General features: G+C 30.3%; 11 protein-coding genes, 1 tRNA gene and 2 pseudogenes. 5 read left to right on the top strand and 9 right to left on the bottom strand.

What is annotated here, in order from left to right; genetic code table 11:
* A pseudogene (locus CAMP5082_RS07275) lies at positions 1–427 on the bottom strand (sodium-dependent transporter); the annotation flags it as partial.
* A 197-nt stretch (positions 428–624) separates the two neighbouring features.
* Here CAMP5082_RS07275 and CAMP5082_RS07270 point away from each other — a divergent pair.
* The 5 genes and pseudogenes from CAMP5082_RS07270 (at position 625) to CAMP5082_RS08480 (ending at position 2,875) form a co-directional block, all read left to right on the top strand.
* Positions 625–948, top strand: coding sequence for a F0F1 ATP synthase subunit C (locus CAMP5082_RS07270; protein WP_012661906.1), 324 nt, complete (start codon positions 625–627; stop codon positions 946–948).
* A gap of 27 nt (positions 949–975) precedes the next feature.
* Positions 976–1,061: transfer RNA gene (locus CAMP5082_RS07265), tRNA-Leu, on the top strand.
* 18 nt (positions 1,062–1,079) lie between these two features.
* On the top strand, positions 1,080–1,514 hold the full coding sequence (locus CAMP5082_RS07260; protein ID WP_263663465.1) for a hypothetical protein: 435 nt from the start codon (positions 1,080–1,082) through the stop codon (positions 1,512–1,514).
* Between the two features lie 65 nt (positions 1,515–1,579).
* Positions 1,580–2,347: pseudogene (locus tag CAMP5082_RS08485) on the top strand (PAS domain-containing protein); the annotation flags it as partial.
* Entirely contained in the window at positions 2,327–2,875 is a 549-nt protein-coding gene (locus CAMP5082_RS08480; protein ID WP_442863331.1) for a methyl-accepting chemotaxis protein, read from the top strand. The pseudogene CAMP5082_RS08485 and the gene CAMP5082_RS08480, both read left to right, overlap by 21 nt.
* A gap of 11 nt (positions 2,876–2,886) precedes the next feature.
* On the opposite strand, the gene CAMP5082_RS07250 is transcribed toward CAMP5082_RS08480, so the two are convergent.
* From CAMP5082_RS07250 to CAMP5082_RS07215, 8 genes are all read right to left on the bottom strand, one after another.
* On the bottom strand, positions 2,887–4,050 hold the full coding sequence (locus tag CAMP5082_RS07250; protein ID WP_337206334.1) for a metal-dependent hydrolase: 1,164 nt from the start codon (positions 4,048–4,050) through the stop codon (positions 2,887–2,889).
* Complete coding sequence (locus CAMP5082_RS07245) at positions 4,047–4,949, bottom strand: NAD(P)H-dependent glycerol-3-phosphate dehydrogenase (RefSeq protein WP_263708516.1); 903 nt, start codon at positions 4,947–4,949, stop codon at positions 4,047–4,049. The genes CAMP5082_RS07250 and CAMP5082_RS07245 overlap by 4 nt, the downstream gene beginning before the upstream one ends.
* A gap of 2 nt (positions 4,950–4,951) precedes the next feature.
* Positions 4,952–6,370, bottom strand: coding sequence for an Asp-tRNA(Asn)/Glu-tRNA(Gln) amidotransferase subunit GatB (gene gatB / locus CAMP5082_RS07240; protein ID WP_337206333.1), 1,419 nt, complete (start codon positions 6,368–6,370; stop codon positions 4,952–4,954).
* A 123-nt stretch (positions 6,371–6,493) separates the two neighbouring features.
* Positions 6,494–7,174, bottom strand: coding sequence for a F0F1 ATP synthase subunit A (locus CAMP5082_RS07235; protein ID WP_039668715.1), 681 nt, complete (start codon positions 7,172–7,174; stop codon positions 6,494–6,496).
* 62 nt (positions 7,175–7,236) lie between these two features.
* Complete coding sequence (locus CAMP5082_RS07230; protein ID WP_337206332.1) at positions 7,237–8,745, bottom strand: phytoene desaturase family protein; 1,509 nt, start codon at positions 8,743–8,745, stop codon at positions 7,237–7,239.
* Entirely contained in the window at positions 8,736–10,076 is a 1,341-nt protein-coding gene (radA, locus tag CAMP5082_RS07225; protein ID WP_263682356.1) for a DNA repair protein RadA, read from the bottom strand. Before radA ends, CAMP5082_RS07230 begins: the two co-directional genes overlap by 10 nt.
* Before the next feature lie 3 nt (positions 10,077–10,079).
* Positions 10,080–10,946, bottom strand: a complete 867-nt coding sequence (gene ftsY / locus CAMP5082_RS07220) for a signal recognition particle-docking protein FtsY (RefSeq protein WP_220517071.1) — start codon at positions 10,944–10,946, stop codon at positions 10,080–10,082.
* Entirely contained in the window at positions 10,946–11,491 is a 546-nt protein-coding gene (locus tag CAMP5082_RS07215) for a TlpA family protein disulfide reductase (RefSeq protein ID WP_263702212.1), read from the bottom strand. Before CAMP5082_RS07215 ends, ftsY begins: the two co-directional genes overlap by 1 nt.
* Positions 11,492–11,521 lie beyond the last annotated feature (30 nt).

Genomic DNA, 11,521 nt, shown 5'->3' with positions numbered 1-11,521 from the left:
CAAATTGAGATAAAACATCATTAGAAAGTAAATTTCCAAAAATAGCGCCACTTTCTTCTATGCTTTTTGGTAAAGGAAAAAATCCAAAATAAGCATACTTCACAATCCATCCTATAATCACACTATAAAAAGAAACAATCAAAATAGCGCCTATTAAAGAAAAGCCGACTATAGACCAAGCTCTTTTGTGTTTTGGTGCTAAAGTATAATAAGCATTTACAGGATCTTTTTCACTAAGTTTTCCTATACTAAGTTCTGCTAAAAATATCACAAAACCTACACCCAAAGTCAAAAATAAATACAAAAGTACAAAGGCTGAGCCTCCATTTTGCCCTACTAAAGTTGGAAATTTCCAAGCATTTCCAAGCCCAACAGCCGAACCTGCCACTGCTAATACAAAGCCTATTTTAGAAAATTTATCATTCATAAAAATAACCTTAAATTTTATAAACACATAAAAAACATTTAATGTAGCTAAAAAAAACTTTAATTTATTTTAAAATATGCTTATTAATTTAAATTTCAATAATTTTAAAGCTATATTAATATATAATTTCGCTTTTATAAATCACGAGTAGGGATACGCAAGCCGAAAGGATTTAAATTTTATATCGAGGGAATACTATGAAAAAAATCGTATTTTTAATGCTAGCTTTAAGTGGTTTTGCATTCGCGGCTGAAGGTTCTATGAATCAGTGGTTAGCTTCTTTTTCTATCTTAGCAGCAGGTTTAGGACTTGGTGTTGCAGCTTTAGGTGGTGCTATTGGTATGGGTAATACTGCGGCAGCAACTATAGCAGGTACTGCTAGAAACCCTGGTCTTGGTGGTAAATTAATGACTACTATGTTTATTGCTTTAGCGATGATTGAAGCTCAAGTTATCTATGCACTTGTTATTGCTCTTATTGCTCTTTATGCTAATCCATTCCAAGCATTAGTAGCAGCTTAATTATAAAAGCCCTTTTTAGGGCTTTATGCGGTTATGGTGGAACTGGTAGACACGCCATCTTGAGGGGGTGGTGCGCTCAGCGTGTGCGAGTTCAAATCTCGCTAACCGCACCATTTAAGGAATTTTAAAAAATGGTTTTTTATCTCTTAATTAGCGCAATAGCTTTTTTAATTCTTTTTTTTGCTATTAAAAAATATACACTAAAATTAGATGAGCAAGCCTTACTTGAACCCATTAAAAATGATATCTATCCTGAATTTTGCGATCTTATTAACGAAGAAATAAGAAATATCAAAAACAATCTTTTACAAAACACTTTTACACTTCAAAATGAAAATAATAAAGATGAATTTTTGGAAAATTTAAGCGATATGAGCAGAAAGCTTAACCATATTCAAACTATGAATTTAAGTAAAAAGAGCAATGCTTTGTGGGAAGAAGCTCTTTTTGACTTTTTAAAAGAGCTCGAAAAGCTTAATGAACAATACTTAAAGAATAGTGATGAGATTAATGATTCAATCAGAACTTCTTTGCAAGAAAAATTTTCTAATTTAACAAAAAACTAACACAAACAAATTATTTATTTCAAAAAACACTTTATAATTTTAAGCTATTTTTATAAAGGAAATTCATGTTTGTCAATAAGAAAAAAATCAATGAGCAAATTATTCAATTAGAACAATCTAATCAAGCTTTTCAAGATATACTTAATGCTATTAGCAAAACTATGGCGATGATAGAATTTCAAACAGATGGGACCATCATTGGTGCTAATGAAAATTTTCTAAAAACTATGAATTACTCTCTAGATGAAATTAAAGGAAAACACCATAGTATGTTTTGCTTACCTGAAGTAGTAAAATCTCAACGCTATGCTGATTTTTGGAGAGATTTAAAAGGTGGTAAATCAAGAAATGGTCTTTTTAGACGCATCGCAAAAGGTGGAAAAGACATTTATCTTGAAGCTAATTATCTTCCTATTTTAGATCAAAATAACAAAGTATATAAGGTTATTAAATTCGCCAATGACATTACTCAAAGACACTATGAAATGCTTGATTTAAAAAATACCATAGATGCAGCTAATCGTTCTATGGCTATTATTGAATTTAATCCTTATGGAGAGATTTTAAATGCTAATGAAAACTTCACTCAAACTATGGGTTATTCACTAAATGAAATCAAAGGAAAACACCATAGTATGTTTTGCGAAGAAAAGTTTAGAAACTCAAAAGAATATACAATTTTTTGGGAAGAATTAAGAAGTGGTAAATTCCAATCAGGAAAATTTATACGCTTTGGTAAAAACAATAAACTAATCCACCTAGAAGCAAGTTATAATCCTATCAAAAATGATGATGGAGAAATTTATAAAGTTATTAAATTTGCAACAGATATTACCGAGCAAGTTGTAAGAGATGAGGAAAAACTAAAGCTCATTAGCGAACTAGCAGAACAAAATGATAATTTAACACAAGAAGGCGATAGTGTTATAGAAAATACTGTTCAAAATATTCAAAATATTGCCGAGATGATGAATAATAGTAGTAATTTAGTTTCATCATTAAATGAACAATCAGAAGAAATCAAAAATATCATTCAAACTATTAGTGATATAGCAGATCAAACCAATCTTTTAGCGCTAAATGCTGCCATAGAAGCAGCGCGTGCTGGAGAACATGGACGTGGTTTTGCCGTGGTTGCTGATGAAGTTAGAAATCTAGCTGAAAGAACTGGACATTCAGTAAATGAAATTACTACCACCATTAATTCTATTAGAAATGTAACAGCTGAAGTGGTACAAAGCATTAAAGATGGTTTAAGTGGTGTAAATCAAAGTGTGGATTTAGCCAAAGAAGCTAGAGAATGTATGGAAAAAATTAGAAACAGCTCAGCTAAAGTAGCACAAGCTATGCAAAATAAATAAGAGTTTTTAGCTCAAAAGCTAAAAACTTTTCCTGCTATAAAGCTTTTTTCTACCTTACCTTGCAAGGTATCATTTGCATATAAACCTTCCCCTTTAAAAGAAAGATTTTCTTCAAATACAACTAAATCAGCATCAAAACCAAGTTCTATTTTACCTTTGTTTAATCCTAAAAATTGCGCTTGATTATAGCTTGTAAAATCACATAATTCTTTCCAAGTTAAAATACCTTCTTTTACTAAATATGTAAAACATAAACTCATATACATAGCTATAGCATTAATTCCAAAGTCTGCTTCATCAAAAGCTAAATCTTTTTTAGTGCTAGGAGTATGCAAAGAGCTTAAGAAAGTAATTTTTTTATCTTGAAGTAATTTTTTAAGACCTATTAATTCATTTTTTGCTCTTAGTGGAGGTAAAATTTTTGCTTGAGTATTGAAATTTTCACAAGCGTTTTCATCTTTGATTAAATGATGGATTGAAATTTCACTATATTGATCATGTAGTAATTCAAATGATCTTGTAATTGCTAAAGAGTTAAAACAAGCTTTGTTTTTATAAAACTCCACCAATTCTTTCATTTTTGCTACTTCACTAGTCTCAGCTATATCACTAATTCCTATAAGTCCTAATTCAAAACTTGTTTGCCCATCATTCATCACCCCATGATCATCAAAACTCTCATCAAAACACTTTAAAAACACCAGAGTTGATTTCATATTAGCATATTGCATACATTGTCTTAAATAATTTGCACCTAAAGTACTTGAAAGTTCCAAGCCTTTTGCACCCATATCAATTAAGGTGGCGATATTTTTTAATTTTTCTGTTTTATCTAATACATTAATAGTAGGTAAAACATTAATATCTAAAGATTTTAATTTATCAAAATAAAGTGCATAGCCTTGAGTGTTAGCTTCTAAACTATCTTTTAAAACAATAGTCCCTACCCCGCCTTTTAAGCATGCTTTTTCAAGATCATATAATTTATCTATACTAAATTCATTATCAAGTAAACTAACATTTAAATCAATAAACGAAGGAAGCAAAGTTTTGCCTTTTATATCAACAATATACTCATCATTATTTAAATCATTGGCAATTTGAGTGATTTTTCCATCTTCTATTTTAAGATCAAGCTTTTGCTCACCATAAATTTTTGCATTTTTGATAATCATGATATTTCCTCCTTTGATGACATCAAATCTTTCAAAGATTCCCAAGCATTCTTACCCTCTAGCATTAAGACTACTTCATTAACAATCGGGGTATAAATTTGAAATTGCTTTGATAAGGCATGTATAGCATAAGCAGTTTGTACTCCTTCGGCTACCTCGCCAAGTTCCATTAAAATATCTTTTATATTTTTACTACTAGCCAAACTTAAACCTACTCTATAATTTCTTGATAGATTGCTTGAAGCTGTTAAAAATAAATCTCCAGCCCCACTAAGTCCCAAAAAAGTTTCTTCTTTAGCGTTAAAAAATTGTCCAAAACGGTGCATTTCTACTAAGCCTCTTGAGACTAAAGAAGCTCTTGCATTATTACCTAAATTTAAACCATCGCAAACCCCACTTGCAATTGCTAAAACATTCTTATATGCACCACAAATCTCAGCACCTTTAACATCAGAACTTGTATAAGTTTTAATATAATTTGGAAAAAAACTTGCAAATTGATTGCAAAGATCTTGATTTTTACCGCTAACAACCAAAGCACAAGGTTTTTTTTCTAGCACTTCACTTGCAAAAGAAGGACCACTTAAAAAACAAAGTCTATCACTACTTATAAACTCGCTAAAAACCTCATCCATAAATTTTAAACTTTTACAATCAATACCCTTAGAAGCTACAAGAATTTTTTGATTTAAATCTTTAAAATTATTTGTAAGCCACTCATGTATTCCTTGAGCATATAAAGCAAAAACTAAATATTCATATTCTAAAGCTTCTTTGGTGCTAACAAAATAAGAAAGATCTTTTTCATGAAAAGAAGTTATTACGCATTCATTTTTAACGCTCAATACATCATATAAAGCACTTCCCCATTTTCCTGCACCAACAACTGCTATTTTCATATTTAACCAAGTTTTGCTTTTAAAATTTCATTCACTTTAGCAGGATTAAATGCACCTTTACCCGCTTTCATTGCCTGACCGACAAAGAAACCAAAAAGTTTATCTTTACCACTTTTATATTCAACCACTTTATCTTCATTGTTTGCTAAAATTTCATCAATAATCTTTTCAATAGCACCATCATCACTTACTTGTTTTAAACCAAGTCTTTCAATAGCATCATCAATTTCAACTTCTGTATTTTCAAATACATAAGCTAAAATATCCTTACCTGCTTTAGCGCTAATAACACCTTCTTCTATGCGCTTGATTAAAATAGCTAATTTTTCTTGTTTTACAGGTGAGTTTTCTATAGTCAACTCACCTTTTAAAAGTCCCATTAACTCAGTCGTAAGCCAAGTAACACAAAGTTTTGGGTTTAATTTTTGGTTAATTAGATACTCAAAATATCTACAAAGCTCTAATGAAGAAACAATCACTTCACTATCACTTTCTTTAATACCTAATTCACTAACAAATCTAGCTTTTTTCTCATCAGGAAGTTCAGGTATATCTTGACTTAGCATTTCATCATCTAAAATTACAGGTAAAAGATCAGGATCAGGGAAATATCTATATTCAGCAGAGTCTTCCTTGCCTCTCATACTTCTAGTAACTAAATTAACCGTATCAAATAATCTTGTTTCTTGCATAACTTCTTGATCGTATTTTCCATCTTCCCAAGCTTCACTTTGACGTTTTACTTCATACTCAATCGCCTTTTGGATAAAACGAAATGAATTTAAGTTTTTAATCTCCACTCTAGTATAAAGCTTATCATCACCCTTTGGACGAATACTAACATTAGCATCACATCTAAAACTACCTTCTTGCATATTTGCATCTGAAATATCTAAAAATCTTATAATAGAATGTAACTTTTTCAAATAAGCCACTGCCTCATCAGAGCTTCTAAGTTCAGGCTCACTAACGATTTCAAGCAAAGGCGTGCCTGCTCTATTTAAATCTACTTTTGAAAAATTACTCTCATGTATATTTTTCCCTGCATCTTCTTCTAAATGAGCTCTAGTAATACCTATGCGTTTATTTTCTCCATTTACATTAATAAACAACTCACCATTTTCTACTATAGGAATGTCAAATTGCGAAATTTGATAAGCCTTTGGTAAATCGGGATAAAAATAATTTTTTCTATTAAAAATACTTTTTTTATTTATAGTTGCATTAACTGCTTTTCCAAATGCTATAGCTTTTTTCACTGCTTCTTGATTTAATACAGGTAAAGCACCTGGTAAAGCTAAACATGTTGGGCATACATTAGTATTTGATTTTTCTCCAAAAGAAGTTGCACATGAACAAAAGATTTTTGTTTTGGTATTTAATTGTGCATGAACTTCAAGTCCTATAACAACTTCAAACATTAAAATTTTCCTTAGAATTTTTTGTTTATTCTAGCGTTTTTTATTTCAAAAAGAGTTTAAAAAAGAATAAAAGAGGAATATTAAAAAAGAAAAAAGCAAAAAATATTTTTTGCTTTTTAAAAATTAATGATGTTCATCAACTACAGTTGCACCTGCTAAATAAACATAAGTTAAAATCATAAAAATAAAAGATTGTAAAAATGCCATAAAAGTTAGAAGCATATAAGCAGGTAGTGGTGCAACCCAAGGCACAAGAGCTAAAATAACTGCTAAGAATAAATCATCTCCTTTGATATTACCAAATAAACGGAAAGATAAAGAAATAACTCTTGAAAAATGAGAAACCACTTCTATAGGAAACATTAAAGGTGCTAGAATTTTAACAGGTCCCATAAAATGTGCAAAATACTTAAAAAATCCTTGAGTTCTAATGCCTTCAAAATGATAATACACAAATACTATAATAGCTAAAGAAGCACTAAAATTTAAACTAGCACTTGGAGCTTCAAAACCTGGGATAATTCCTATGATATTACTAAAAAACACCATAAAACCTATAGTTGCAACCAAAGGTAAATATTTTCTAGCAGCTTCATCACTACCCATGGTATCTCTACCCATGCTTAAAATGCCTTCCATATAAGCCTCAGCTAAATTCTGACTACCTCTTGGGACAATTTGCATGGATCTTGTAGCAAGTTTTGCTAAAATTAAAGAAATCACAACCACTATACCCAAATGAAAAAAGTATGCAAAAGTGTGACTAGAATCTATAAAAGAACTAAATAAAAATAAATCTTTCATTAAAAATCCTTAGCAGAATAAATATTTTAAAGCTAATATTATAAAAAAAAATTGCTTATATTTTAATGAAAATTCATTTTATTAGCGCAAAAATATCCTCCTAAAATCGCACCTGTAAAACCACCGCCAGGAAATATAAAAGCATTAGCAAAATACAAATTTTCTATACTTTTACTTTTATAATGCAATCTATATTTAACCCCTTCTTGATCTTGAGAAAATCCATAAATTGTACCCTCATAAGCTTTGGTATATCTTTGTATAGTTTTTGGCGTAGCTAATTCTTGATGGATTAAGTGTGAACTTAAATTTGGAAATATCTCATCTAGTCTTTGCACTATAGCTTTTAATACTTCTTCTTTTTTAGCTTTATAATCTTGTTTATTTAAATCCCATTCACTATAATTTGAACTAAAAGCTACAACACCTATGTATTTATCGCTAGCTAAACCACTATCAATTTTAGAATAATTCACAAAAGCCATAGGTCTTTTTTTGATATCTAATTTTAAAATATTAGTATTTTCATATGAACTATTTAAAAAATCATCTTCAAATATAAAATTGCAATAATCCATATTTTCATAAATTTTAGAAATATCTTTATCATAAATAAAATAAGCACTTACCAAAGAACAAGCACGCTTTTTAGACTCTATTGCTTTGATTTCTTGGGTTAAATTTAAATCTTTAAGCAAGTCTTTATATACGATTAAAGGATCACAATTTGCAATGATATTTTGTGCACAGATGGTGTGTTTTTGATTATTTTGAATGTATTCTACTCCATAAGCTTTTTGATCTTTTGTGAGTATTTTAACAACTTCAGCCTTAGCTAAAACCTGTCCTTGATTTTCTTTTATAACCTCAGCCAAAGCATCACTTAAAGCTTGTGAGCCACCTTTAATATATATCCCACTATCATAATAATGCTTTTGAGCAATGCCATGAAAACTAAAAATAAATTCCTTACTATCATGATGATAATAACTCATATTTGCATTTAAAATCTTTTTTAACTTATCATTTTTAATATAAGCATTTAAAACATCATAAACTTTTTTATTAAACAATCTATTTTTGATAAATATCCAAGAAGTGCTAAATGGAAATAACAATAATTCACTTAATTTTAAATCCCAAGGAAACCTTCGAATAGCATAAGCTTGCGTTTTTATAGCTTTAAAATATTTATCAATGCCTTTGCATTCTTGTGGAAATTCTTTTTTCAAAACCTCTTTTACGTTTTCTATACCATGAGGCAAAGTTAGATTATAATTTTTACTTTTAATACTCCATGCACTTGGTAAAAGTAAAATTTCAATTTTATTCTTTATGCCAAGTTTTTCAAAAATCAAATGCTTCATATCAGTTTTTGCTTCACCTAGGTCCATTTCATGAAGCCCCGCATCAATCAAAGCACCTTTTCTTTTAAAACAAGTAGCACAACCACCAATTAAAGAATGCTGTTCTAAAACTAAAACTTTTTTACCATTTCTAGCTAAAAAAGCACCCGCGCTTAAGCCTCCAAGTCCTGAACCTATAATGATTACATCAAATTTTACATCCATTCTAAAACCTCACGTAATTCTTTAGCTACAAAACATTTTAAACCAAGTTCTTCCATAGGTTTAACCGGCACTATGGCATTTTTAAATTTTTGCATTTTAGCTTCTTTTAAACGCACATCAAGTGAAAATACTTCTTTGATTTCACCATTTAAGCTAAGCTCACCCACAAAAACACTATCTTTGCTTAAAGGGCGGTTTTTAAAACTTGAAATAATCGCTGCAACCACCGCTAAATCTGCCGCAGTTTCGCTAATTTTCACCCCACCACTTACATTAATAAATACATCATAATGCCCCAAAGGAATTTCAAGCTTTCTCTCAAGTAAAGCTATGAGCATATCTAAACGATTTTTTTCATAGCCTGTTGCACTGCGTTTTGGGTAAGCACTCTCACAAACTAAGGCTTGAATTTCTAGTACTAAAGCTCTGCTTCCTTCCATCACTACACTCAAAGCGCTACCACTTACTGCCTTGCCACGCGTAAAAAATCTATTAGCTATGTCTTTAGCACTAATTAAACCCTTAGAAGTCATTTCAAAAATACCAACTTCGGAAATATTTCCAAAACGATTTTTAAAACCTCTTAAAATCCTTATTTCTTTATTAGCATCACCTTCAAAATAAAGCACTACATCTACCATATGCTCTAAAATTCTAGGTCCAGCTATAGCTCCATCTTTAGTGATATGTCCTATGATAAAAGTGCTGATATTATTAGCCTTAGAATAGCGCATTAACTCAAAAGTAATTTCTCTAACTTGAGTGATACTACCTGCTGCTGAAGTAATTTTATTAGAATATAAAGTTTGAATAGAATCAATAATTAAAATTTCATAATCTTTTTTAGAAAGCTCACTTAAAATATCTTCCAAGCAAAGTTCAGTAAGTAAAAATAAATTCTCGCAATTTGCATTCAAACGATCTGCACGCAGTTTGATTTGAGATTTACTCTCCTCTCCACTTACATAAAGTACTTTTTTACCACTTTTTGCCAAATTAGAAGCAATTTTTAATAAAAGTGTGGATTTTCCAACCCCAGGTGAACCCCCAATTAACACTAAAGAGCCCACAACAAGCCCGCCGCCTAAAACTAAATCAAGTTCATTATCATCAGTACTAATGCGAGTGAAATTTTCTGCTATAACGTCATTTATACATACTGCAGAACTTGGAGTGTTTGAGAGCGAATTTAACTCTTTTAAAACCTTAATTTGTTCTTGCTTTAGCTCAATAAAACTATCCCAAGAACCACATTCAGGACATTTGCCTAGCCATTTACTTTGTTGATTTCCACAAGCTTGACATTCAAATAAAATATGTTTTTTAGCCATAAATTATGCAAAAATCTCTTCAACTAAAGTTTTAACATATTCATTAGGATTAAACTCATGAATTTGTCCTAGCTGCTCCCCTACTCCTACATATAAAATAGGAAGCTCAAGTTCTCTTGCTATACTAAACAAAGCCCCACCTTTAGCGGTTCCATCAAGTTTTGTAATAATCACTCCATCAAGTTTTACTAAATCATTAAAAGCTTTTGCTTGCAAAATTCCTGCCACACCTTGAGTACCATCAAGTACAAGGATTTTTCTATGAGGAGCTCCTTGCATAGCTTTATCACTTATACGAACAATTTTTTCAAGCTCATTTGCAAGATTTTTTTGATTTTGCAAGCGCCCTGCTGTATCTAAAATAACCCTATCATAGTTTTTTGCCAAAGCTTTAGAAATAGCATCATAAGCAACTGCTGAAGGATCATGTCCTTGTGAAGTAGCTATGATATCTATATCTAATTTTTGCGCCCATAATTTTAACTGCTCTATAGCTCCTGCCCTAAAAGTATCACAAGCTCCAAGTATAACCTTTTCACCATTTTCTTTATGCAAATGTGCCATTTTAGCAATACTTGTGGTCTTACCCACTCCATTTACACCTAAAATCAAATCCACAAAAGGTTTGGCATTAGCAAGTTCTGGCTTATCATAAATAAAATAAGTTCCCATAACACGCTCTAAATCAGCCTTTTTGACCTCATCATTTGGAGGAAGATAGTAAATAATCTCTTCAACTATTTCATACGCCACATCAGCTTCTAAAAGCATTTCTTCAAGCAAATCTTTAGTAATGATTTTATTTGAAGCCTTAACTAAATGAATACTTTCTAAGGTTTTTTTCAAACCATTTTTTAAAAATCCAAACATCACATTATCGCTTTTTGTATATCTATATCTAACATTTCTTCAGGGATTATCCCTAAATACTCTTTAATCTTTTCACCTTTTGTATTAAATAACACCATTGTTGGTATAGAACTGACATTTAAAACTTTAGAAAAAACAAAATTATTCTCTCCTATAGCTACTGGAAATTTAATTTTTTCATCTTCTATAAAAGTTAATATTTCTTGCTCCTTATTCTCTTCTAAAAAAAGCGCTATTACTTCAAATCTATCTTGATATTTATTATTTAAATTATTTAAATGTGGAATTTGAGCCTTACAAGGTGCACACCAAGTCGTAAAAAAAACAAACAATTTAGCTTTAGCTGTATCATCAAAATTAAATGCTTGCTCATGATATTTCACATACATTTTTCTACCATCTAAAAATTTTAAAGTAAAATCAGTATTTTCACTTTGAGTTAAACTTGCATTGTCTGTATTTTCAGTGCTAGAATTTTCTTTATCACTCGAACATGAAGTAAAAAATATCATAATAAAAATTACTAAAAAAATTTTAAATTTCAAGTCTTATCCTTATGATTTTTTAAGCTTAAA

Source organism: Campylobacter sp. LMG 17559, assembly GCF_024723605.1.
Taxonomy (GTDB): Bacteria; Campylobacterota; Campylobacteria; order Campylobacterales; family Campylobacteraceae; genus Campylobacter_D.
The sequence above is the reverse complement of the archived record's forward strand: the minus strand, read 5'-3'. Positions and strand labels throughout refer to the sequence as shown.

Coding starts and splice junctions, on each gene's coding strand:
- CAMP5082_RS07270 (WP_012661906.1), top strand. CDS start 625: ATGAAAAAAATCGTATTTTTAATGCTAGCTTTAAGTGGTTTTGCATTC.
- CAMP5082_RS07260 (WP_263663465.1), top strand. CDS start 1,080: ATGGTTTTTTATCTCTTAATTAGCGCAATAGCTTTTTTAATTCTTTTT.
- CAMP5082_RS07250 (WP_337206334.1), bottom strand. CDS start 4,050: ATGATTATCAAAAATGCAAAAATTTATGGTGAGCAAAAGCTTGATCTT.
- CAMP5082_RS07245 (WP_263708516.1), bottom strand. CDS start 4,949: ATGAAAATAGCAGTTGTTGGTGCAGGAAAATGGGGAAGTGCTTTATAT.
- gatB (WP_337206333.1), bottom strand. CDS start 6,370: ATGTTTGAAGTTGTTATAGGACTTGAAGTTCATGCACAATTAAATACC.
- CAMP5082_RS07235 (WP_039668715.1), bottom strand. CDS start 7,174: ATGAAAGATTTATTTTTATTTAGTTCTTTTATAGATTCTAGTCACACT.
- CAMP5082_RS07230 (WP_337206332.1), bottom strand. CDS start 8,745: ATGGATGTAAAATTTGATGTAATCATTATAGGTTCAGGACTTGGAGGC.
- radA (WP_263682356.1), bottom strand. CDS start 10,076: ATGGCTAAAAAACATATTTTATTTGAATGTCAAGCTTGTGGAAATCAA.
- ftsY (WP_220517071.1), bottom strand. CDS start 10,946: ATGTTTGGATTTTTAAAAAATGGTTTGAAAAAAACCTTAGAAAGTATT.